The following is a 21,114-nucleotide window of genomic DNA, read 5'->3' as shown; positions in this document are numbered from 1 at the left end:
CTTGGCCGCGCGATCACCGCTCGGCCCCGGCCGCGCGCACGGATGGCAGGATGGGCGCGGCACACCCACCACGTCGACGGAGACACCATGCGCGCACTCGTGACCCGAGGCCGGCCGGGGCTCGAGCTCACCGAGCTGCCCGAGCCCGAGACCCCACCGGGCCACGTGAAGGTGCGCGTGCTGCGCGCCGGCATCTGCGGCACCGACCTGCACATCGACGCATGGGATGCGTGGGCGCAGTCGGCGGTCGCCCCCGGCCTGACCGTGGGCCATGAGTTCTGCGGCGAGATCGTCGAGGTCGGCGAGGGCGTGACCGACTTCGCGGTCGGGCAGCTCATGAGCGGCGAGGGCCACGTCGTCTGCGGGCACTGCCGCAACTGCCGCGCGGGGCGCCGGCACCTGTGCATCCGCACGTCGAACCTCGGGGTGCAGCGCGACGGCTGCTTCGCCGAGCTCGTCGTGCTGCCGTCGTCGAACGTGTGGGTGCACCCGGGCCTGACCACCGCGACCGCGACCGCCGACCAGCTCGACGTCTTCGGGATCTACGACCCGTTCGGCAACGCCGTCCACACCGCGCTCAAGTTCCCGGTGATCGGCGAGGACGTGCTCGTCACCGGCGCCGGCCCGATCGGCCTCATGGCGGCGATGGTCGCGCGGCACGCGGGCGCACGGCACATCGTCATCACCGACATCGCCGAGCCGCGGCTCGAGCTCGCCCGCTCGCTCGGCTTCCGCGCGCTCAACCCGCGCGAGGCGTCGATCACGGACGTGCAGCGCGAGCTCGGCATGCAGGAGGGCTTCGACGTCGCCCTCGAGATGTCGGGCTCGCCCACCGCGCTCGTCGGCATCATCGAGAACCTCAACTTCGGCGGCCGCATCGCGATGCTCGGCCTCCCCGCCGAGCCGATCGAGGTCGACTTCGCCAAGGTCGTCTCGCACATGCTCACCATCCAGGGCATCTACGGCCGCGAGATGTTCGAGACCTGGTACGCGATGGCCGCGATGTCGCAGACCGGCCTCGACGTCTCCCCCGTCATCACCGACCGCTTCGCCTTCGCCGACTGGGAGGCCGCGTTCGAACGCGCGCGATCCGGCGGCGCTGGCAAGGTCATCCTCGACTTCACCGACAACCGCTGAGGAGCGTTCCCCGTGTACTCCATCCGTGCATCCATCGCCGACGAGCTCGCCGAGATCGAGGCCGCGGGCCTCACGAAGCGCGAGCGCGCGATCGACTCACCGCAAGCGGCGAGCGTCGTGGCGAACGGCGCCGAGGTGCTGAACTTCTGCTCCAACAACTACCTCGGGCTCGCCGACGACCCGCGCATCGTCGAGGCGGCGAAGGCCGCGCTCGACGAGTGGGGGTTCGGGATGGCCTCCGTGCGGTTCATCTGCGGCACCCAGACCCAGCACCTCGAGCTCGAGTCGCGGCTCGCGTCGTTCCTCGGCCAGGAGGCGTGCATCCTCTACTCGTCGTGCTTCGACGCCAACGGCGGCCTGTTCGAGACGCTGCTGGGCGCCGACGACGCCGTGATCTCGGACGCGCTCAACCACGCGTCGATCATCGACGGCATCCGCCTCTCGAAGGCGAAGCGCTACCGCTACGCCAACCGCGACATGGCCGAGCTCGAGGCGCACCTGCAGGACGCGCAAGGTGCGCGCCGCCGTCTCATCGTCACCGACGGCGTCTTCTCGATGGACGGCTACCTCGCCCCGCTCGAGGCGATCTGCGACCTCGCGGAGCGCTACGACGCGATGGTGATGGTCGACGACTCGCACGCGGTCGGCTTCACCGGCGCGACGGGCGCCGGCACGCCCGAGCTCGCCGGAGTGCAGCACCGCGTCGACATCATCTCCGGCACGCTCGGCAAGGCGCTCGGCGGCGCCTCCGGCGGCTACATCGCGGCCCGCGCCGAGATCGTCGACCTGCTGCGGCAGCGCTCGCGCCCGTACCTGTTCTCGAACGCGCTCGCGCCGTCGGTCGTCGCGGGGTCGCTCAAGGCGCTCGACCTCGTGGAGGGCGCCGGCGAGCTGCGACAGCAGCTGCGCCGCAACACCGAGCGGTTCCGCGCCGGCATGGAGCAGGCGGGCTTCGAGCTGCTGCCGGGCGAGCACCCGATCACCGCCGTGATGTTCCACGATGCGCGGCTCGCGGCCGAGATGGCGGATGCGATGCTCGAGGAGGGCGTGTACGTCACCGCGTTCTCGTTCCCCGTCGTGCCCCGCGGTGAGGCGCGCATCCGCGTGCAGCTCTCCGCCGCCCACTCGGACGCCGACGTCGACCGCGCGGTCGCGGCCTTCGCCGCGGCGCGCGAGCGCGTCGCCGGCTGAGGTCGAATCGCGACGACCGACGACCGACGCCCGGGACGGGCGTCGGCGCTGGGGTCGCGGCGACGACCCGAAAGGGTCGTCGCCCTCAGCTCCACCGCGCTAGAAGACCGGCTTGCCGCCCGTGACGCCGAGCACGGTGCCCGAGACGTAGCTCGCCTCGTCGCTCGCGAGGTAGACGAACGCGGTCGCGACCTCGATCGGCTGCCCCGGTCGGCCGAGCGGCGCGTTCATGCCGAAGTCCTTCACCGAGGGCTTCGTCGAGGGCTGCAGCGGGGTCCAGATCGGACCCGGCGCGACGGCATTCACACGGATGCCCTTCTCGCCGAGCTGCGCGGCGAGGTTCACGGTGAAGTTGTTGATCGCCGCCTTCGTCGACGCGTAGTCGAGCAGCGTCTCGGACGGGTCGAAGGCCTGGATCGACGAGCAGTTGATGATGCTCGCGCCCTCCCCCAAGTGCGGCAGCACGGCACGCGTGAGGTTGAACATCGCGAAGATGTTCGTCTCGAACGTCTGCCGCAGCTGCTCGTCGGAGATGTCGGCGAGCGACTCCTGCGCCATCTGGTAGCCCGCGTTGTTGACGAGGATGTCGAGGCCGCCGAGCTCGTCGACCGCCCGCTGCGCGAGGTCGAGGTTCGCCTGCTCGGTGCGCTGGTCGGTGGCGATGAGCACCGCCTTGCGGCCCGCCGCCTCGATCTGGCGGCCCGTCTCCTCGGCGTCCTCCTGCTCCTGCGGGAGGTAGGCGATCGCGACGTCCGCGCCCTCCTTCGCGAAGGCGATGGCGGTCGCGCGGCCGATGCCGGAGTCGCCGCCCGTGATGAGCGCGCGCTTGCCCTCGAGCCGGCCGCGGCCGACGTAGCTCGTCTCGCCGTGGTCGGGCACGGGCTGCAGCTTGTCCGTCCAGCCGGGCCACTCCTGGGTCTGCTCAGGCAGATTCTTGATGGATTCGGTGTCGAAGCTCATGTCGCCCACTGTGCCGCCGCAATCTGGACGTCGCTTGGGTGCTCGCCGAGCGCATCCGCCCGATCCCGAGTCGGCGCGCGACGCTCGGTAGGCTTGGGTGTCAATCCCGCGACAGAAGGAGCTCGCCTGTGTGCGGCATCGTCGGCATCGTCTCCGACTCGAGCGTCAACCAGCAGGTGTACGACGCTCTCGCGCTCCTCCAGCACCGCGGGCAGGACTCGACCGGCATCGCGACCGCCGAGGGCCGCTCGATCCACTTGAAGAAGGCCAAGGGCCAGGTGCGCGAGGCGTTCCGCACGCGCGACATGCGCGCGCTGCTCGGCGACTACGGCCTCGGCCACGTGCGCTACGCGACCCGCGGCGAGGCGGCGAACGAGCTCGAGGCGCAGCCCTTCTACGTCAACGCGCCCTACGGCATCGTGCTCGTCCACAACGGCAACCTCACGAACTCGCGCGAGCTCGAGCGCGAGCTCGCGACGGTCGACCACCGGCACGTCAACACCGGCAGCGACACCGAGATGCTCGTCAACGTGCTGGGCAGCGAGCTGCAGTCGCTCGTCAGCGGCGGCGAGCTCGACGCCGACCGGCTCTTCACCGCCGTGCGTCGCACGCACGAGCGCATCCAGGGCTCCTACGGCGTCATCGCGCTCATCGCCGGGCACGGCCTGCTCGCCTTCCGCGACCCCTTCGGCATCCGGCCGCTCGTGCTCGGCCGGCGCACGAGCGAGCGCGGCCGCAGCGAATGGATGGTCGCGAGCGAGTCAGTGGCGCTCACGGGCTCGGGCTTCCACGTCGAGCGCGACGTCGCGCCCGGCGAGGCGATCTTCATCACGCCCGACGGCGAGCTCGCCTCCGCGATGACGCACGACTCGCCCGTGCTGCTGCCGTGCGCGTTCGAGTACGTCTACCTCGCCCGCCCCGACTCGGTCATGAACGGCGTGAACGTGTACGAGTCGCGGCTCCGCATGGGCGAGCGGCTCGCCGACACGATCGCGAAGTACACGCCGTCGGGTGCGATCGACGTCGTCATGCCCATCCCCGACTCCTCGCGCCCCGCCGCGATGGAGGTCGCCCGGCGGCTCGGCATCGAGTACCGCGAGGGCTTCTACAAGAACCGCTACGTCGGCCGCACGTTCATCATGCCCGGCCAGCAGGAGCGGAAGAAGTCGGTCAGGCAGAAGCTCAACGCGCTCGAGAGCGAGTTCCGCGGCAAGAACGTGCTCGTCGTCGACGACTCGATCGTGCGCGGCACGACGAGCCGCGAGATCGTCGAGATGATGCGCTCGGTCGGCACCAACACCGTCACCTTCACGTCCGCCGCGCCGCCCGTGCGCTACCCGCACGTCTACGGCATCAACATGCCCTCGCGCGGCGAGCTCATCGCCTCAGGACGCTCGATCCCGCAGGTGAACGAGGCGCTCGGCAGCGACTTCCTCGTCTACCAGGAGGTCGACGACCTGCAGCGGGCGATCCTCGACGGCTCGAGCATCGAGGGGCTCGAGATGTCGTGCTTCACGGGCGACTACGTCACCGGCTCGGTGACCGACGAGTACCTCCGCTGGGTGGAGCAGACGCAGCTCAGCTGAGCGGCTCGGCCGCGGGGACTCGCTCCGGCACCCAGCCGCCGAGGCTCGCGACGAGGCACGCGATCGCCGCGCCGAGCACGACGTCGGGCACGGGCACCGCGCCGAGCAGCAGCGCGGCGAGGGCCGCACCCGCGGCGGCCGCGAGCGCGAGCAGCACCGGCGTCGCGGGCGCGGAGCGCACGTGCGCGCGGCGCGCGAGCTCGGCGAGGGCGACGGATGCGGCGAGCGCGATCCCGAGGAGGGCGGCGGCCACGAGGTCGAGGGCTCCCGGGCGGGCGATCGGCGCAGCGAGCGCCGCGACGCCCCCGAGCGTCGCGACCACGGCGGCCGCCCGGTCGCCGAGGAGCCGCTCGGCGACCCGCGCGAGCGGCGGCCCCAGGATCGCGCCGAGCGCGAGGGTGAGCGCGACGGGCGCCGCCGGCTGCGGCTCGTCGGCGCCGATCGCCGAGAGTGCGGGCCGCAGGGCCGCGATCGCGCCGGCACCGGCCGCCGCGAGCAGGACGAGCGCGAGCACGCGCGCCGCGAGGGGCCGGCCGTCGGCCCGGCGGGCGGCGGCGGTCGCGACGGGCGGCTCATGAGCGGCGGCGGCGCGGCCCGGCGCATCCGGACGCACGCTCACGAGCAGTCCGAGGGCGAGGAGCTGCGCGCCCGCGGCCATGAGCAGCACGGCGGATGCGTCGAGCGTGGGCACGAGCGGCACTGCCGCGGCGAGCGCGGTGCCGGCCGCCGCGGCGAGCAGCGTCGGCGCGGGGCGCACCGCGGGTGCGAGCAGGGGCTCGTCGTCCGCGCCCCCGATCGCGGCGGCGAGCTGCGCGCCGGCCGCGAGTCCGAGCAGCGGCGCGAGCACGAGCCACGGCGCGAGGTCGAGCAGCAGCAGCGTCGCGGTCGCCGCGAGCACTGCGAGCGCGAGCGCGGCCGCGACCAGGGCCACCGGTCGGGAGGCGCCCGCGGCGGTCGAGGCGCGCGCGAGCAGCGGTGCGGCGAGCAGCCCGAGCGCCGCGCCGGCGAGCGCCGTCGCACTGCCGAGGGCGAGCGCTCCGGGCGATCCCGCCGCGAGCGCGACGCTCGCGAGTGCCGCGAAGCCGGCGCCGAAGCCGATCCAGGCGAGCGCGTGCGCGACCGCGCTCCGCGCGCGCCCGCTCGGCATCAGGCTTGGCCGGGGCGGTCGTCCTCACGGCGCTCCGGGTCGCCGGCGCCGGGGACAGCGGGATCGACGGGGCCTGCGCCAGCGACCGGCGCGTCGCCGCCCAGCCGCTCGAAGCGCGCCTCGAGGGCGTCGTCATCGGCGGTCGTCAGCGCATCCGGCCGCCGCACCTCGACGCGCTCGGCGACCGTCGCGGTCGCCCGCTTCGAGAGGGAGCGGTCGATGATCACCGCGACGAGGGCGCCGAGCGCTCCGCCGAGCACGAAGCCGGCGACGATCATGAGCCCGATGACCGGGGTCGTGTCGACCGCGAGGCCGTTCTCGTCGACCGCCGGCGGCATCGCCGACGCGATGAGCCACCCGGCGACCGCGCCGACGAGGGCGCCGACCGCCATGAAGACGCTGTACTTCGGGGAGCGCCGCACCGTCACGTCGAACTGCTCGGCCGTGCCGGCCGGGTCGCCGGCTGCATCGCCCTGGGGCGTCCGATCGTGCGTCGCATCCATGGCAACCAGCATCCCACGCCGCGCACCGGCAGCGCTCGCGCCACTGCCCCGTCGGTCCCCCGCGTCGCGCTTCCGTCGTGCATCCCCGGCTAGTGTCTGGCGTGGGGCGCATCGCCCCTTGCGTCGACCCATGCACAACGAGGTGAACCATGTCCAACGCGACCGCTGAGAAGCGATCGGGCGCGCCGCTCGCGCGCGCCATGCGGCCCATCAACAACGTCGTCGAGCGGTGGATCCCGTCGGCGCTCGTCTTCGCGATCGTGCTGACGCTCGTCGTCGCGCTGCTCGCGCTGACGGTGACGCAGACGAATCCCGTCGACCTCGTCAAGAGCTGGGGCGACGGCCTCTCGGGGCTCCTCGCCTTCATGACGCAGATGGCGCTCATCCTGCTCCTCGGGCACATGCTCGCCAACACCAGGCCGGTGCGGAAGCTGCTCTCGAAGCTCGCGTCGCTGCCGCAGACGCCCGTGCAGGCCTACCTGTTCGTCTTCGTGGTCGCCTCGGTCGCATCCCTCATCACCTGGGGCCTCGGGCTCGTGGTCGGCGGCCTGCTCGCCCGCGAGGTCGCGGCCTCCGGCAGGGAGCGCGGTCTGCGGCTGCACTTCCCGATGCTCGTCGCGGCCGGCTTCTCGGGCTTCGTGGTGTGGCACATGGGCTACTCGGGCTCGGGCCCGCTCACGGCGGCGACGCCCGACTCGTTCATCGCCGAGCACCTCGGCGGCGAGGTCGTGCCGATCACCGAGACGACGTTCGCGCTCCCGAACCTGATCGGCGCCGTCGCGACGATCGTCGTCGTGGCGGTCGCGCTCGCGCTCGTCGCGCCGCGCGGCAAGGACCGGATCGTCGAGCTCGAGATGGACCTGCGCGAGCAGCTCGTCGAGACCGAGGAGGACGTCGTCACCCCCGCCGACCGGATCGACGCGAGCCGCATCGTCACGCTGCTCGTGGGCGCCGCGCTCGTGTTCTACCTCGTCGTGCACTTCGTGCAGGGCGGCACGCTCACCCTCGACATCGTCAACTGGTCGTTCCTCGCGCTCATCTTCCTGCTCGTGAAGAACCCGTTCGAGATCATCCGGCTGACGAAGGAGGCGGCCTCGAACGTCGGCGAGATCCTGCTGCAGTTCCCGCTCTATGCGGGCATCCTCGGCATGATGACCGGCTCTGGCCTCATCCAGGTCTTCTCCGACTGGTTCGTCGCCATCTCGACGCCGACGACCTTCGGCGTGCTCGCGCTGCTCTCGGCCGGCCTCGTGAACTTCTTCGTGCCCTCGGGCGGCGGGCAGTTCGCGGTGCAGGCGCCCATCCTGCTCGACGCGGCGGAGCGCATCGGCGTCGACCCGGCGATCCCGATCATGGCGGTCGCGTACGGCGACCAGTGGACCAACATGATCCAGCCGTTCTGGGCGCTGCCGCTGCTCGCGATCGCGGGCCTCAAGATGCGCGACATCCTCGGCTACACGACGGTGACGCTCATCGCGTCGGGACTCGTGTTCGCGGCGATCCTGCTCATCTGGTCGCTGTGACCGATCGCCGCTGGCGCTCGCCGACGGCGGGCGTCAGCGGCGATGCCGCAGCAGCGAGTCGAGGGTCAGCGAGGTCTTCGACAGCGCCGACGTCGACAGCGACGAGCTGGTGAGCGAGGAGCCGCGTCGGCGGATGCGCTCGGTGTCGGCCGCGTCGAGGCGGCCGATGAGCGCCGAGACCTCGTCCGAGGGGTTCGGCAGCTGACGCTGCTGCACGCGAGCGGCCTCGTCGACCGCCGCCTGGCGCACGCGCTGCGCCGCGCTCTTCCCGGCATCCTGCAGACCGCGTGCCTGCTGCGAGCGGGAGTCGACCTGCTGCCGCAGCTGCTCGATGCGCGCGAGCCGATCGGCGCCGGGCGCCTGCTGCCCGACCTGCTGCGCCGCGGGGCGCTGCCCTGGCTGCTGCATCGGCTGCTGCATCGGCTGCTGCTGCCGCTGCTGCGCTGGCGCCTGCTGCGGCACGCGCTGCCGGTCATGCGGCGCCTGCCACTGCGAGCTCGCGAAGACGTTGGGCTGCTCCCCCGAGCGGCGGGCGCGCTCGGCCTCCACCTCGCGCGCGGCGGCGTCGATGCGCTCGCGCCACGACTGCGGCACGCGATCCTGCAGGTGCTGCGCCTGCGCCGTCGCCTGCGTGCGGCGCTGATCGACCTCGCGCCGCACCTGCTGCGCGCCGGTGCGCACCTGCTCCTGCGCGCGCTTGCTCGCGGTGCGGGCGAGGCTCATGAGCGCGTTCCAGCCGCCGCGCAGCAGCAGGAAGCCGACGAAGGTCGCGCCGGCCGCGAGCAGCAGCGGACCGCCCGCTTGCTCGAGCGCGCCTTCGACGCCCGTGATGAGCGACACCTGCGCGACCCAGCCGATCCACTGGATGAGCGCCGGCACGCCGTTGAAGAGCAGCACGATGCCGATGATGAGCAGGACGATCGGGCCGATGAAGCCTTGCGGACGGACGACCTGTGCCATGGGGCAAGTATGGCGCTGGCGCTACCGAGCGGGTAGGCGGATCACCGGCAGCCACGCCGAGACGTCGGCGCGCACGCCCGAGGCGTGCACGGCTCCGCGACCCACCGCATCCGCCCACGTCTCCCTGCCCGTCGCGAGCGCGAGCCATGTCGCCGGGTCGGTCTCGATGACGTTCGGCGGCGTGCCGCGCGTGTGGCCGGGCCCCTCGACCGCCTGCACCGCGCCGAAGGGCGGCACCCGCACCTCGACGCTCTTGCCCGGCGCGCGCTCGGCGAGGCACTGGAGCGAGTAGCGCACCGCGAGCGCGCGGTCCTGCCGGCTCGGCTCGGGGGCGAGCGCGGCGCGCACGGCGTCGATGCCGTCGAGGTCGGGGATGCGCTTGGGCATGCCGCCAGGCTACGCGGCGGCGCCGACGCGGGCGGGTCAGGCGGTCGCCGGCATCGCGGCCGCCCGCGGCCGGGTCGCGCGCAGCCACGCGAGCCCGAGCAGCACGAGCAGCGTCACGTCGACGACGTCGCCGCCGTAGTACATGAGCTGCGAGGCGACGCGCGCATCGGCCGCCTCGACGCCCGCGGGCGGCTGCCCGTAGACGCGCTTCGCGAGCATCGAGTGCACGGCCATGAACGCGAGCAGCACGGCGGCGCGCACGCCGGTCGACGCGCGATGCGGATCGGGGTCGACGCCGACGAGCGCGGCGGTGAGCAGGTAGCCGGCGAGCAGCAGGTGGAGGTGCACGATCCCGTGCACGAGGGCGGATGCGTGCATGAGGCCGTACAGGTCGGTCGCGTAGAGCGCCCAGAGACCTCCGGCGTTGAGCGCGGCAGCCGCCACCGGGTGGGTGAGGAGGCGCAGCGGCGCGCTGCGCAGCACGCGCGAGAGGCGGCGCGCCGCGGTCACGGGGAGCGCCCGCAGCAGCAGCGTGACGGGCGCTCCGAGCACGAGCAGCAGCGGCGCGAGCATGCCGAGCAGCAGGTGGGCGAGCATGTGGCCGGTGAGGCTCGAGTGCGCGGCGAGCGCGATCGGGCCGAGCGTCGCAGCGCCCGCGGATGCCACGCCGAGCATCCAGCTCGTCGTGCGCAGCACCGGCCACGGTCCGCGGCGGCGAGCGGCACGCAGCGCCCGCAGGTAGCCGCCGACGGCGACGAGCAGCGCGGCGACGATGAGCGCGTCGTGCAGCGCCCACGACGCGTCGGCCGCGAGCGGCACCGCGCCGTCGTGACCGCCGTGGCTCGGCACGCTCAAGGCTCCGTCGGCGCCCGCGAGCGCCGCAGCACGACGAGCCCGATCGCGAGCACGACGATCGCCGAGCCGATCCAGGCGATGTCGTACGGCAGCAGGTCGACGTCGTAGCGCACCTGGTGGATGCCGAGCAGCTTGTGGTTGACGACCGCGTCGAGCAGCTGGAAGCCGCCGAGCCCCACGAGCACCGCGCCCGTCCAGCGCCCCCACCGCGCCGGCTCTCCTCGGGCCGACGCGCGGCGTCGCACGTCGACGAGCAGGAAGAGCCCCGCGACCGTCATCCCCCACGCGGCCGCGTGGAAGAAGCCGTCGGCGGCGATCGCCATCTCGGTCGTGCCGAGGTCGTAGAAGTGGTGCCACTGCAGCACGAGGTGGAACAGGAGCAGATCGACGACCGACGCGGCGATGCCCGCGCCGAAGAGCACGCCCGAGAGCACGAGCCGCCGGATCGGGTCCGCTCCGACATCGCGCGCGCCCGCGCTGCCACGGCGGCCGGTGCTCGTCATCGGGCTCCCCCTCCGGGCGCGGCGAGCGCCGCGGCCCTGCGTGCGGCCATTGTCGGGGCAGCGGCTGGGAGCGGCATCCGCGCGAGCGCCGGTCCAGGGCGGTTGCATCGCGGCACGCGGGCGGGGCGCGCGCCCCGCTCCTAGAATGGGCGCGTGCGGATCCTCGTCCTTGGCAGCGGCGCGCGCGAGCACGCCATCATCACGGCACTCCTCGCGGAGGGCGGCCACGAGATCACGGCCGCGCCCGGCAACGCCGGCATCGCGACCGAGGTCGAGACCGTGCGCCTCGACATCAAGAGCCCCGAGCTCGTCGCGGAGCTCGCCGTCGACGGCGGCTTCGAGCTCGTCGTCATCGGCCCGGAGGCGCCGCTCGTCGCCGGTGTCGCCGACGAGCTCGAGCGCGTGGGCGTGCCGGTCTTCGGCCCCACGAAGGCCGCCGCTCGCATCGAGGGTTCGAAGTCCTTCGCCAAGGAGGTCATGGCGCGCGCCGGGGTGCCGACGGGCACCGACACCACCGCCTCGACGCTCGACGACGTGCGCGCCGCGCTCGACGCATCCGCACCCCCGTGGGTGCTCAAGGCCGACGGCCTCGCCGCAGGCAAGGGCGTCATCGTGACCGACGACCGCGCGGCCGCCGAGGCGCACGCCGAGGCGTTCCTGCCCGACGGCCCGCTGCTCATCGAGGAGTACCTCGAGGGGCCCGAGGTGAGCCTGTTCGTGCTCACCGACGGCACGCACGCCGTGCCGCTCGCGCCCGCGCAGGACTTCAAGCGGCTCGGCGACGGCGACACCGGCCCCAACACCGGCGGCATGGGCGCCTACTCGCCGCTGCCGTGGCTCGCCGACCGCTTCGGCGGCGAGCAGGCGTTCGTCGACGAGGTGGTCGAGACGGTCGCGCTGCCGACGATCCGGGCGATGGCCGAGGCCGGCACGCCGTTCCGCGGGCTGCTCTACTGCGGCCTCATCATCACCGACGCGGGCGTCAAGGTGATCGAGTTCAACGCGCGCTTCGGCGACCCCGAGACGCAGGTCGTGCTGCCGCGCATCGAGTCGGGGTTCGCGGATGCGCTCCTGGCGGCCGCGAACGGGAGCCTCGCCTCCGCCGCGCCCCTGTCGTGGCGCGACTCGGCCGCGGTCGCGGTCGTGCTCGCGAGCGAGGGCTACCCCGGCGACCCCGTCACGGGGCGGCCGATCCACGGCGTCGACGAGGCGGCGCGCATCGAGGGCGTGCGGGTGCTGCACGCCGCGACCGGCGCGGGCGAGCAGGGGCTCACCGCCACGGGCGGCCGGGTGCTCAACGTCGTCGGCACCGGCGCGACGCTCGCCGAGGCGCGCGAGCGGGCTTACGCGGGGCTCGCCGCGATCTCGCTCGAGGGCGGGCAGGCGCGCTCCGACATCGGCGCGGGCGCATGACGGGCGCCGCGGAGCTCGCCGGCTGGCACCTCGCCTACAGCGGCAAGGTGCGCGACCTCTACGTGCCGGAGGGCGCGACCCTGCACGAGGCTCCGGAGATGCTCATGGTCGCCTCCGATCGCGTCTCGGCGTTCGACCGCGTGCTCGAGCCGGCGATCCCCGGCAAGGGCGAGCTGCTCACGACGCTCACCCGCTGGTGGACCGAGCGGCTCGGGCTGCCGACGCAGCTCGCCGACGGCGCCGACGACCGCACGCCCGAGGCGGTGCGGGGGCGGGCGATGCTCGTGCGCACGCTCGACATGCTGCCCGTCGAGTGCGTCGTGCGCGGCCGCGTGACCGGCTCGGGGCTCAAGGAGTACCGCCACGTCGGCTCGATCTCGGGCGTCGCGCTGCCCGAGGGGCTCCGCGACGGCGATGCGCTGCCCGAACCGATCTACACGCCCGCGTGGAAGGCGCCGCAGGGCGAGCACGACGAGAACGTCTCGTTCGAGCGCACCGTCGAACTCGTCGGCACGGCCGATGCCGACGCCATCCGCGACATGAGCCTGAGCGTCTACGCGATGGGCGCCGCGATCGCGGAGGAGGCGGGGCTCGTGCTCGCCGACACGAAGTTCGAGTTCGGCCGCGACCGCGTGACGGGCGAGCTCGTGCTCGCCGACGAGGTGCTCACGCCCGACTCCTCTCGGTACTGGGACGCCGAGGCGCTCGCCGACGGCCGCGTCGAGTCGTTCGACAAGCAGATCGTGCGCGACTGGCTCGCGGCGAACTGGGACGGGCAGGGCAACCCGCCGCGGCTGCCGGACGATGTCGTCGAGCGCACCGCCGCCCGCTACCGCGAGCTCTTCGACCGACTGACCGCCGCTTGAGCTGAGCGGCCGCGCGCGGGTGGCTCAGACCTCCGGCGCCCGCCACGTGTCGCAGCTGCCGACGCCCTCGTTGTAGCCCGTCGCGAGCCAGCGCTGCCGCTGCTCGCTCGAGCCGTGCGTCCACGTCTCGGGGTTCACGCCGCCACCGCTCTGGGCCTGCAGGCGGTCGTCGCCGATCGTCGACGCGGCGTTCATCGCGTCGTTCATCTCCTGCTGCGTCGGCGCGATGAGCACCGGGTCGCCGCCGTCATCGTCGCGCGTCTGCGACGCACCGCTCATCCATGCGCCCGCGTAGCAGTCGGCCTGCAGCTCCGAGCGCACGCCGCTCGACTGCGGCCCCGAGTCGCCGCGCTCCACTCGCTGCAGATCGCCGGTGAGGTGCTGGATGTGGTGGCCCCACTCGTGCCCGAGCACGTAGAGCTGCGCGAGCGAGCCGCCCGAGGCGCCGAACTGGTCGCGCATCTGCTGGAAGAACGTGGTGTCGATGTAGATGCGCTCGTCTGCCGGGCAGTAGAACGGGCCGACCGCGCTCGTCGCGGCACCGCAACCGGTCTGCACCTGCCGGTCGAACAGCTGCACGCTCGGGTCGCGGTACTCGAGGTTGTTCGCGGCGAACGTCGTCTCCCAGAACTGCGACATCGAGTCGGCGCCGCCCTCCATGCGGCACGTCACGTTGGCGGGGTCGTTCGCCGCCTCGCCGGTGCACCCGGTGACCTCCTCGCCCTGCGACTGCGAGGCGGGGTCGATCGGCTGCTGCGGCGCGAGCCCGGTGAGGTCGATGCCGAAGAACATCGACACGAGCACGAGGATGACGGTCACGAGACCGCCGCCGCCGACCGCGAGCGCGCCGCCGCGACCGCCACCACCGCCCCCGCCCCGGCTCACGGTCGAGGTGTCGAAGTTCGCGTTGCCCCTGAACGTCATGGCGGCACCCTAGCCGCGGTGACCCGACGATCGGCCGGGAATCCGCACGGTCCGACCGTCGCACGCGCCGCATCCGTAGAATGAGGTGACCCCAACCCGCCCGCAAGCTAGGGAGACCCATGGCCGTCATCGTCGTCGACGTCATGCCGAAGGCCGAGATCCTCGATCCGCAGGGCAAGGCGGTCAGCCGCGCGCTCGCGCGACTGGGTCACGGCGAGATCGGCGACGTGCGCCTCGGCAAGCGCTTCGAGCTCACCGTCGAGGGCGAGGTGACGGATGCCCTGCTCGAGCAGGTGCGCCAGATCGCCGACGACGTGCTCGCGAACACCGTGATCGAGGATGTCGTGGGCGTGCGGGTGCAGGACGAGGCCGCCCGATGAGGGTCGGCGTCATCACCTTCCCCGGCACGCTCGACGACCGGGACGCACAGCGCGCGGTGCGCCTCGCGGGCCACGAGCCCGTCGCGCTGTGGCACGGCGAGCACGACCTGCACGGCGTCGACGCGCTCGTGCTGCCGGGCGGCTTCTCGTACGGCGACTACCTCCGCTGCGGCGCGATCGCCGCGCGCTCGCCGATCATGACCGAGGTCGTCGAAGCCGCCGAGCGGGGCATGCCCGTGCTCGGCATCTGCAACGGCTTCCAGATGCTCACCGAGGCGCGGCTGCTGCCGGGCGGACTCGTGCGCAACGCCTCCGGCCTGTTCGTGCGCCGCGACCAGCGGCTGCGCGTCGAGCGCTCGAGCACCGCGTGGACGAACCGCTTCGAGGTGGGCCAGGAGATCGTCATCCCGCTCAAGAACGGCGAGGGCCGCTTCGTCGCGACGCCCGACGAGATCGAGCGCATCGAGGCCGAGGGGCTCGTCGTCTTCCGCTACCTCGGCGACGACCCGAACGGCTCGATCGACGCGATCGCAGGCATCGCGAACGCGGCCGGCAACGTCATGGGGCTCATGCCGCACCCCGAGCACGCGGTCGAGCTCGGCTTCGGCCCGACGACGACGCGCATGAAGGCCGGCATCGACGGGCTCGAGATCTTCAAGTCGGCGCTCGAGGCCGTCGCCGCCTAGCAGTCACCGCTGGTCGAGTAGACCGGCGAAGCCGGTCGTATCGAGACCGACCTGTCGTCATCTCGATACGGCCCTGCGGGCCTACTCGATGAGCGGGACAGGCCCGAGCGACGCGCGAGGCAACGTGCGTAGACTGGCTACATGATGGATGCGTCGACCGACACCGCGACCGGGCTCGCTCCGAAGCGGCTCTACCGCTTCCTCGCGATCGCCGAGGCGGTCACGTGGACGCTGCTCATCATCGCGATGATCGCGAAGTACGGCTTCGAGATCGACGCCCTCGTACCGGTCGCCGGCCCCATCCACGGCTTCGTCTTCCTCTCCTACGCCGCGATGCAGCTCGTCGTCGGCCACAACCAGCGCTGGCGTGTCGGCACCGTCGCGCTCGGCGTGCTGACGGCCGTGATCCCGTACGCGACGATCCCGTGGGAGCGCCGCCTCGTCCGCAGCGGCGCGCTCGAGGGCCGCTGGCGCACCGAGCCGACCGGCGAGCCCGGCGACGACCGCTGGATCGATCGCGCCTTCCGCTGGGGCATCACGCACCCGATCCTGCTCGCGGTCGTCGCGCTCGTGCTCGTCGCGATCGTCTTCGCCGCGCTGCTCACGGCAGGCCCGCCGACCGAGTGGTTCGACTGATCTGCTGACCGGGGCGCCGCGCGACCGACGCCGACGACGGCGCGCGAGCCGACGCATCCGCCCGCTCGATAGGATCGAGGGACCGCCGAGCCACCTCCTAGGAGAGTCGTGACCGCTTCCACTCCACGCGACACCGTCGAGCGCGCCGCCGCCACCCCGGAGCGCGAGCAGCCGTTCGCCGCCCTCGGCCTCAAGCCCGACGAGTACGAGCGCATCCGCGAGATCCTGGGCCGTCGGCCCACGAGCGCCGAGCTCGCGATGTACTCGGTGATGTGGAGCGAGCACTGCTCCTACAAGTCCTCGAAGAAGCACCTGCGGACCTTCGGGCAGAAGGTCACGCCCGAGATGCAGGAGCGGCTCATGGTCGGCATGGGCCAGAACGCGGGCGTCATCGACGTCGGCGAGGGCTGGGCCGTCACCTTCAAGATCGAGTCGCACAACCACCCCTCGTTCGTCGAGCCCTTCCAGGGCGCGGCGACGGGCGTCGGCGGCATCGTGCGCGACATCATCTCGATGGGCGCGCGGCCGGTCGCGGTCATGGATGCGCTGCGCTTCGGCGACATCGACCACCCCGACACCGCGCGGGTCGTGCACGGCGTCGTGGGCGGCATCTCGTTCTACGGCAACTGCCTCGGCCTGCCGAACATCGGCGGCGAGACGGTCTTCGACGCCGTCTACCAGGGCAACCCGCTCGTGAACGCGCTCGCCGTCGGCGTGCTGCGGCACGAGGACCTGCACCTCGCGAACGCGACCGGCGCGGGCAACAAGGTCGTGCTCTTCGGCGCCCGCACGGGCGGCGACGGCATCGGCGGCGCGTCGATCCTCGCCTCCGAGTCGTTCGACGAGGAGGGCCCCGCGAAGCGGCCCGCCGTGCAGGTCGGCGACCCGTTCGCCGAGAAGGTGCTCATCGAGTGCTGCCTCGAGCTCTACGCCGCGGGCGTGGTCGAGGGCATCCAGGATCTCGGCGCCGCGGGCATCTCGTGCGCGACGAGCGAGCTCGCCGCCAACGGCGACTCGGGCATGCGCGTCGAGCTCGACCACGTGCTGCTCCGCGACCCGACGCTCACGGCCGAGGAGATCCTCATGTCGGAGTCGCAGGAGCGCATGATGGCGATCGTGGCGCCCGAGAAGCTCGACGAGTTCCTCGCGATCACGGGCAAGTGGGATGTCGAGACGAGCGTGCTCGGCGAGGTCACCGGCGACGGCCGGCTCGTCATCACCCACTCGGGCGACGTGATCGTCGACGTCGACCCGAAGACCGTCGCGATCGACTCCCCCGTCTACGACCGCCCCATGGCGCGCCCCGAGTGGCAGGACGCGCTGCAGGCCGACTCGGCCGCCTCGCTCCCCCGCGCCGCTCGCGAGGAGCTCGGCGAGCAGCTGCGCGCGCTCATCGGCTCCCCCAACCTCGGCGACCCGTCGTGGATCACCGACCAGTACGACGACTACGTGCTCGGCAACACGGCGCTGTCGAAGCCCGACGACGCCGGCATGGTGCGCATCGACGAGGAGTCGGGGCTCGGCTTCGCCGTCGCGGTCGACGCGAACGGCCGCTACTGCCAGCTCGACCCGCGCGAGGGCGCGAAGGCCGCGCTCGCCGAGGCCTACCGCAACGTCGCCGTCACGGGCGCGACGCCCGTGGGCGTGAGCGACTGCCTCAACTTCGGCAATCCCGAGATCCCCGCGGTGATGTGGCAGTTCGCCGAGGCCGTCGACGGCCTGGCCGACGGATGCGTCGAGCTCGGCATCCCGGTCACGGGCGGCAACGTCTCGTTCTACAACCAGACCGGTGAGACGCAGATCCACCCGACCCCGGTCGTCGGCGTGCTCGGCATCATCGACGACGTCGACCGCCGCCTGCCCTCCGGCTGGCAGGACGACGGCCAGGCGATCTTCCTGCTCGGGACGACGCGCGACGAGCTCGACGGCTCGGCGTGGGCAGGCACGATCCACGGCCATCTCGGCGGCCTCCCGCCGCGCGTCGACCTCGCCGCCGAGCGGCAGCTCGCGGGCCTCATGCAGGGCGTCGCGTTCGACGGCCTCGCGACCGCCGCGCACGACCTCTCGGAGGGCGGCCTCGGCGCCGCCGTCGTCGAGGGTGCCCTGCGCTTCGGCATCGGCGCCCGCATCTGGCTCTCGGGCCTCATGGAGCGCGACGGGATCGACGAGACCGCTGCGCTCTTCTCCGAGACCGGGGCGCGCGCGATCGTCGCGGTCGCTCGCGAGGACGAGGTGAAGTTCACGGGCATGTGCGAGGCGCGCGGCGTACCGGTGCTGCGCATCGGCGTGACCGACGCCGAGAGCCGCGCGATCGAGATCCAGGACATCGCGACGATCCCGCTCGACGAGCTGAGCGCCGCCAACCGCGCACCGCTCGCCCGCTTCGCCTGACCTGCGCGGCTCGCGCGGTGCGGCGGCGGCCGCGCGAGCCTATGCTCCAACCATGGAGCTCACCGTCCCCGCCATCAACATCTGGGCCGTGCTGCTCGCGACCGTCGCAGCGATGGTCGTCGGCTTCGTCTACTACCAGCCGAAGGTGCTCGGCAACGCGTGGATGAAGGCCGTCGGCCACACCTCCGACAGCGTCACGAGCGGGCCGAAGCCGTGGGTGTACCCGATGCTCATCCTCTGCGCCTTCGTCACCGCGTGGGTGCTCGCCGGCGCCGCCTGGATCTCGCAGCAGTTCTACGGCGGCAGCTTCCTGCTCAACGCGCTCGTGACCGGCTGGATCCTCTTCGTCGGATTCACAGCCGCGCGCGTGCTCGTGCACGACGCGTTCGACCCCCGGGGCCTCAAGGTCGCAGGCTTCACGATCCTCAACGAGCTGCTCGTCGTCACCGCGATGGCGCTCGTCATCGGCGTCTGGCCCCCGGCAGCATGAGCGACCTCTCGCTGACCCTCGAGCGGTCGATCGATGCCTCGACGGATGCGGTGTGGCGCGTGCTCACCGACCTCGAGGGCACCGCGGCGGTGCTCTCGGGCGTGACGCGCGTCGAGCGGCTCGCGGGGGCCGGCTACTCGATCGGCACCCGCTGGCGCGAGACGCGCACCATGCTCGGCCGCGAGGCGAGCGAGGAGCTGGAGGTCGTCGGCATCGTGCCCGGGCGCTCGACGACGATCGCCGCCGAGTCGCACGGCATGCGCTACCGCACGGAGTTCACGCTCGAGCCGATCGAGGGCGGGGCCGGCACGCTGCTGCGCATGCGCTTCTCGGGCTCCTACGAGTCGCCGTCGTGGATCCAGCGCGCCGCCGCGAAGCTCACCGCGCGGCTCGGCATGGCGGCCACCCGAAAGGCCATGGAGCAGGACCTCGCCGACATCGCGGCCGCCGCGGAAGGCCGCCCCTGATACGCGCTACTCGGCGCTCGCGATGCGCTCGTGGTGGTGGATGACCTCGGCGATCACGAAGTTCAAGAACTTCTCCGCGAACTCCGGATCGAGGTCCGCCTCCTCGGCGAGCCGGCGCAGCCGCGCGATCTGCGTCGCCTCGCGGGCCGGGTCGGACGGGGGCATGGCGTTCGCCGCCTTGAGCTCGCCGACCGCTTGCGTGAGCTTGAACCGCTCCGCGAGCGTGTGGATGAGGATGGCGTCGACGTTGTCGATCGAGCGCCGCAGGCGCAGCAGCTGCTCCTCGGGACTCGTCATGCCCCCCAGCCTAGGTCGCGCGGGCAGCCGCTCGCGCCGCGCAGCGCTCCCGCATCCGCGATCGCAGCCCTCCCCGTCCAGCCGTTTCGCAGGCGATCCGGGCACCCGGAGGGGCATCTTCCCTCGCACCGGCCGGATCACCTGCAGAACGGGAGACGCCGGCGCTCGTTCGCGCCGGCGCTCGTTCGCGCCGCGCGGCTCAGTCCGCGCGCGCCGTTTGCGGCTCGAGCGCGTCGCGCCAGCCGAACGCGAGCCCGGCCGCCGCGATGCCGACGAAGGGCAGCGCCATGTCGGGCCGCTCGACCGCGACGGCCGCGAGCCCGGTCGCCCCGGCAGCCACCGCGACCTCCATGCCGCGCCGCTGCACCACCGCGAGCACGCCCGCGCCCGCGCCCTGCTTCGGCGTCACGTGGAAGCGCGCGCGTCCCGAGACGAGCACCATCACGATGGCGCGCGTGGCGACGAGCGAGACGGATGCGTAGAGCATCGCCGCGCGCACGGTGAACGTCGCGCTCGCGAGCAGCCCGCGCGTGCGCGCTCGGTGCGCGGCCTCCGGCACGAGGGGCGCGAGCCCGAGCGCGCCGAGCACGATGCCGACCTGCCACGGGAAGGCCGGCGCGAGCGTCGCGGCGGCGACGAGCGAGTAGGCGAACAGCACGAGCGGCACGAGCGCGGCGAGCACGGGCACGAGCAGGTCGAGCGCGAGGTCGGCGCGGCGGAGCGCCCCGAGCCGCCCGTCGACGAGGCTGCCGCGCGAGCGCGCGAGCAGCTGCACCGCGCCCTCGACGAACTTCCCGAACTGCACCGCGAACGCGGCGTGGTCGACGGGGGCGTCCTCGAGCGAGCGCAGCTCCGGCGCCGCGACGAGCCGGTGCCCGCGCCGCGCGAGCTCGACCGATAGCGCGGTGTCCTCCATCACGAGCTCGGGGAAGCCGCCCGCCTCCCGCACCGCAGCGACGTCGAGCATCGCGCCGCGGCCGCAGAAGACGCTCACTCCGAGCGCGTCGCGCCCGGCGAGCTGCATGGCGGCGTGCCGCGCGAAGAGGCCGCCGAAGTCGCGCACGAACGACGTGCCCTCGCGCCGCATGCCGATGCTGCCCTGGACGACCGCCGCATCCGGGTGCCGGGCGAAGCGCGCGAGCCCCCGCTCGACGAAGTCGCCGGGGATCTCCTGGTCGGCGTCGAGCACGACGATGCGATCGGCCTCATCGCCGTGCCGATCGAGCCACGCGTTGAGGTTGCCCGCCTTCGCGCCGCCGCGCCCCGACCGCCGGTGCACCTCGACGACGCCCTCGGCGACGAGCGCGTCGATGCGCGTTCGCGTCTCGCGCCTCGACGAGTCGTCGAGCACGACGGTGCGCGTGCGCGCGTGCGACTGCCGCGCGCTCCGCCGCACGACGTCGGCGCGGAAGTCGTCGGCGACCGGGAAGAGGATCGCCACCCGCTCGTCGCTCGAGGCGGTCGCGGTGGGCGGCGCGGCGGGCAACGCGCGCCTCGCGGCGACGAGCAGCACGACGTGCCGCGACCCGGTCAGGAGCGCGAGTCCGACGACCGGCGCCGCGACCGCGAGAGCCACCCAGCCGACGACCGAGGTCGGCGTCGAGAGGCTCGCCATCGCGAGCGCGACGATCGCGGTGAGCACCATCCACACCGCGACGAGCCGCACGGGTGCATCGACCGCTCTCGGCGCCTCGGCAGGCGGGAGTCCGGGCCGGCGGTCGATGCGGGTCACTCAGGCTCCTTCCCGCACCACGGTCGCGGCGCGATGGAGGGAGGCTAACGACGCCGGCTCCGCGTTCCTGGGGAGCCAGC

At 73.1% G+C, this 21,114-nt stretch carries 22 protein-coding genes; 12 read left to right on the top strand and 10 right to left on the bottom strand.

Translation table 11 applies throughout. From position 1 onward, the window contains the following. Positions 1-87: 87 nt before the first annotated feature. Complete coding sequence (tdh, locus tag ACP7BI_RS00615) at positions 88-1,137, top strand: L-threonine 3-dehydrogenase (RefSeq protein WP_425842922.1); 1,050 nt, start codon at positions 88-90, stop codon at positions 1,135-1,137. Positions 1,138-1,149: 12 nt separating this feature from the next. Then, a complete protein-coding gene (locus ACP7BI_RS00610; protein ID WP_425842920.1) occupies positions 1,150-2,328 on the top strand; it encodes a glycine C-acetyltransferase in 1,179 nt (392 codons plus the stop codon). Between the two features lie 99 nt (positions 2,329-2,427). Here the strand turns inward: ACP7BI_RS00610 and ACP7BI_RS00605 are convergent, their stop codons facing one another. Further along, positions 2,428-3,288, bottom strand: a complete 861-nt coding sequence (locus ACP7BI_RS00605; RefSeq protein WP_425842918.1) for an SDR family oxidoreductase — start codon at positions 3,286-3,288, stop codon at positions 2,428-2,430. Between the two features lie 128 nt (positions 3,289-3,416). Between ACP7BI_RS00605 and purF the strand changes: the two genes are divergently transcribed. Beyond that, positions 3,417-4,874: an amidophosphoribosyltransferase gene (gene purF, locus ACP7BI_RS00600; RefSeq protein ID WP_425842916.1), complete on the top strand. Its 1,458-nt coding sequence runs from the start codon at positions 3,417-3,419 to the stop codon at positions 4,872-4,874. On the opposite strand, the gene ACP7BI_RS00595 is transcribed toward purF, so the two are convergent. Further along, positions 4,867-6,021: a hypothetical protein gene (locus tag ACP7BI_RS00595; protein WP_425842914.1), complete on the bottom strand. Its 1,155-nt coding sequence runs from the start codon at positions 6,019-6,021 to the stop codon at positions 4,867-4,869. The two genes, purF and ACP7BI_RS00595, sit on opposite strands and share 8 nt — an antisense overlap. Beyond that, positions 6,021-6,524 carry a hypothetical protein gene (locus ACP7BI_RS00590; RefSeq protein ID WP_425842912.1) on the bottom strand — a complete coding sequence of 168 codons (504 nt, stop codon included), beginning with the start codon at positions 6,522-6,524 and terminating at the stop codon, positions 6,021-6,023. Before ACP7BI_RS00590 ends, ACP7BI_RS00595 begins: the two co-directional genes overlap by 1 nt. A gap of 149 nt (positions 6,525-6,673) precedes the next feature. On the opposite strand from ACP7BI_RS00590, the gene ACP7BI_RS00585 reads away from it, so the two are divergent. Then, positions 6,674-8,047: a short-chain fatty acid transporter gene (locus ACP7BI_RS00585; RefSeq protein WP_425842910.1), complete on the top strand. Its 1,374-nt coding sequence runs from the start codon at positions 6,674-6,676 to the stop codon at positions 8,045-8,047. A 33-nt stretch (positions 8,048-8,080) separates the two neighbouring features. On the opposite strand, the gene ACP7BI_RS00580 is transcribed toward ACP7BI_RS00585, so the two are convergent. From ACP7BI_RS00580 to ACP7BI_RS00565, 4 genes are read right to left on the bottom strand one after another with little or no spacing between them, the layout of a single operon-like run. Further along, positions 8,081-9,007, bottom strand: coding sequence for a hypothetical protein (locus tag ACP7BI_RS00580; protein ID WP_425842908.1), 927 nt, complete (start codon positions 9,005-9,007; stop codon positions 8,081-8,083). A gap of 21 nt (positions 9,008-9,028) precedes the next feature. Continuing rightward, positions 9,029-9,394, bottom strand: coding sequence for a sterol carrier family protein (locus ACP7BI_RS00575; protein ID WP_425842906.1), 366 nt, complete (start codon positions 9,392-9,394; stop codon positions 9,029-9,031). A 36-nt stretch (positions 9,395-9,430) separates the two neighbouring features. Next, positions 9,431-10,243 (bottom strand): cytochrome c oxidase assembly protein, encoded by an 813-nt coding sequence (locus ACP7BI_RS00570; protein ID WP_425842904.1) that lies wholly within the window; start codon positions 10,241-10,243, stop codon positions 9,431-9,433. Between the two features lie 2 nt (positions 10,244-10,245). Beyond that, positions 10,246-10,752, bottom strand: a complete 507-nt coding sequence (locus ACP7BI_RS00565; RefSeq protein WP_425842902.1) for a DUF2243 domain-containing protein — start codon at positions 10,750-10,752, stop codon at positions 10,246-10,248. A 153-nt stretch (positions 10,753-10,905) separates the two neighbouring features. Here ACP7BI_RS00565 and purD point away from each other — a divergent pair, with 153 nt between their 5' ends. Then, a complete protein-coding gene (gene purD, locus ACP7BI_RS00560) occupies positions 10,906-12,165 on the top strand; it encodes a phosphoribosylamine--glycine ligase (RefSeq protein WP_425842900.1) in 1,260 nt (419 codons plus the stop codon). Beyond that, a complete protein-coding gene (locus tag ACP7BI_RS00555; RefSeq protein WP_425842898.1) occupies positions 12,162-13,031 on the top strand; it encodes a phosphoribosylaminoimidazolesuccinocarboxamide synthase in 870 nt (289 codons plus the stop codon). Before purD ends, ACP7BI_RS00555 begins: the two co-directional genes overlap by 4 nt. 24 nt (positions 13,032-13,055) lie before the next feature. On the opposite strand, the gene ypfJ is transcribed toward ACP7BI_RS00555, so the two are convergent. Continuing rightward, on the bottom strand, positions 13,056-13,955 hold the full coding sequence (ypfJ, locus tag ACP7BI_RS00550; protein WP_425842896.1) for a KPN_02809 family neutral zinc metallopeptidase: 900 nt from the start codon (positions 13,953-13,955) through the stop codon (positions 13,056-13,058). A gap of 119 nt (positions 13,956-14,074) precedes the next feature. Here ypfJ and purS point away from each other — a divergent pair, with 119 nt between their 5' ends. The 6 genes from purS (at position 14,075) to ACP7BI_RS00520 (ending at position 19,005) form a co-directional block, all read left to right on the top strand. Next, on the top strand, positions 14,075-14,335 hold the full coding sequence (gene purS / locus ACP7BI_RS00545) for a phosphoribosylformylglycinamidine synthase subunit PurS (RefSeq protein ID WP_211447541.1): 261 nt from the start codon (positions 14,075-14,077) through the stop codon (positions 14,333-14,335). Next, on the top strand, positions 14,332-15,021 hold the full coding sequence (gene purQ, locus ACP7BI_RS00540; protein WP_211447539.1) for a phosphoribosylformylglycinamidine synthase subunit PurQ: 690 nt from the start codon (positions 14,332-14,334) through the stop codon (positions 15,019-15,021). Before purS ends, purQ begins: the two co-directional genes overlap by 4 nt. 141 nt (positions 15,022-15,162) lie before the next feature. Beyond that, a complete protein-coding gene (locus ACP7BI_RS00535; RefSeq protein WP_425842893.1) occupies positions 15,163-15,657 on the top strand; it encodes a DUF3817 domain-containing protein in 495 nt (164 codons plus the stop codon). A gap of 108 nt (positions 15,658-15,765) precedes the next feature. Then, positions 15,766-18,048, top strand: a complete 2,283-nt coding sequence (gene purL, locus ACP7BI_RS00530) for a phosphoribosylformylglycinamidine synthase subunit PurL (RefSeq protein ID WP_425842891.1) — start codon at positions 15,766-15,768, stop codon at positions 18,046-18,048. A gap of 52 nt (positions 18,049-18,100) precedes the next feature. Then, positions 18,101-18,538, top strand: coding sequence for a DUF1761 domain-containing protein (locus ACP7BI_RS00525; RefSeq protein ID WP_425842889.1), 438 nt, complete (start codon positions 18,101-18,103; stop codon positions 18,536-18,538). Further along, entirely contained in the window at positions 18,535-19,005 is a 471-nt protein-coding gene (locus ACP7BI_RS00520; protein WP_425842887.1) for an SRPBCC family protein, read from the top strand. The genes ACP7BI_RS00525 and ACP7BI_RS00520 overlap by 4 nt, the downstream gene beginning before the upstream one ends. 6 nt (positions 19,006-19,011) lie before the next feature. On the opposite strand, the gene ACP7BI_RS00515 is transcribed toward ACP7BI_RS00520, so the two are convergent. Further along, entirely contained in the window at positions 19,012-19,302 is a 291-nt protein-coding gene (locus ACP7BI_RS00515) for a chorismate mutase (protein WP_425842885.1), read from the bottom strand. A 199-nt stretch (positions 19,303-19,501) separates the two neighbouring features. Then, positions 19,502-21,034: a glycosyltransferase family 2 protein gene (locus ACP7BI_RS00510; protein WP_425842883.1), complete on the bottom strand. Its 1,533-nt coding sequence runs from the start codon at positions 21,032-21,034 to the stop codon at positions 19,502-19,504. Between the last annotated feature and the right edge of the window lie 80 nt (positions 21,035-21,114).

This window comes from Agrococcus sp. TSP3-2-1, assembly GCF_049897585.1.
Classification (GTDB): Bacteria; Actinomycetota; Actinomycetes; order Actinomycetales; family Microbacteriaceae; genus Agrococcus.
The sequence above is the reverse complement of the archived record's forward strand: the minus strand, read 5'-3'. Positions and strand labels throughout refer to the sequence as shown.

Excerpts from the sequence above, each read along its gene's own strand:
- ypfJ (WP_425842896.1), bottom strand. The coding sequence starts at position 13,955 with ATGACGTTCAGGGGCAACGCGAACTTCGACACCTCGACCGTGAGCCGG.
- ACP7BI_RS00535 (WP_425842893.1), top strand. The coding sequence starts at position 15,163 with ATGATGGATGCGTCGACCGACACCGCGACCGGGCTCGCTCCGAAGCGG.
- purQ (WP_211447539.1), top strand. The coding sequence starts at position 14,332 with ATGAGGGTCGGCGTCATCACCTTCCCCGGCACGCTCGACGACCGGGAC.
- ACP7BI_RS00585 (WP_425842910.1), top strand. The coding sequence starts at position 6,674 with ATGTCCAACGCGACCGCTGAGAAGCGATCGGGCGCGCCGCTCGCGCGC.
- ACP7BI_RS00565 (WP_425842902.1), bottom strand. The coding sequence starts at position 10,752 with ATGACGAGCACCGGCCGCCGTGGCAGCGCGGGCGCGCGCGATGTCGGA.
- purS (WP_211447541.1), top strand. The coding sequence starts at position 14,075 with ATGGCCGTCATCGTCGTCGACGTCATGCCGAAGGCCGAGATCCTCGAT.
- ACP7BI_RS00515 (WP_425842885.1), bottom strand. The coding sequence starts at position 19,302 with ATGACGAGTCCCGAGGAGCAGCTGCTGCGCCTGCGGCGCTCGATCGAC.
- ACP7BI_RS00575 (WP_425842906.1), bottom strand. The coding sequence starts at position 9,394 with ATGCCCAAGCGCATCCCCGACCTCGACGGCATCGACGCCGTGCGCGCC.
- ACP7BI_RS00590 (WP_425842912.1), bottom strand. The coding sequence starts at position 6,524 with ATGGATGCGACGCACGATCGGACGCCCCAGGGCGATGCAGCCGGCGAC.
- ACP7BI_RS00595 (WP_425842914.1), bottom strand. The coding sequence starts at position 6,021 with ATGCCGAGCGGGCGCGCGCGGAGCGCGGTCGCGCACGCGCTCGCCTGG.
- tdh (WP_425842922.1), top strand. The coding sequence starts at position 88 with ATGCGCGCACTCGTGACCCGAGGCCGGCCGGGGCTCGAGCTCACCGAG.
- ACP7BI_RS00525 (WP_425842889.1), top strand. The coding sequence starts at position 18,101 with ATGGAGCTCACCGTCCCCGCCATCAACATCTGGGCCGTGCTGCTCGCG.
- ACP7BI_RS00605 (WP_425842918.1), bottom strand. The coding sequence starts at position 3,288 with ATGAGCTTCGACACCGAATCCATCAAGAATCTGCCTGAGCAGACCCAG.
- ACP7BI_RS00520 (WP_425842887.1), top strand. The coding sequence starts at position 18,535 with ATGAGCGACCTCTCGCTGACCCTCGAGCGGTCGATCGATGCCTCGACG.
- ACP7BI_RS00580 (WP_425842908.1), bottom strand. The coding sequence starts at position 9,007 with ATGGCACAGGTCGTCCGTCCGCAAGGCTTCATCGGCCCGATCGTCCTG.
- ACP7BI_RS00555 (WP_425842898.1), top strand. The coding sequence starts at position 12,162 with ATGACGGGCGCCGCGGAGCTCGCCGGCTGGCACCTCGCCTACAGCGGC.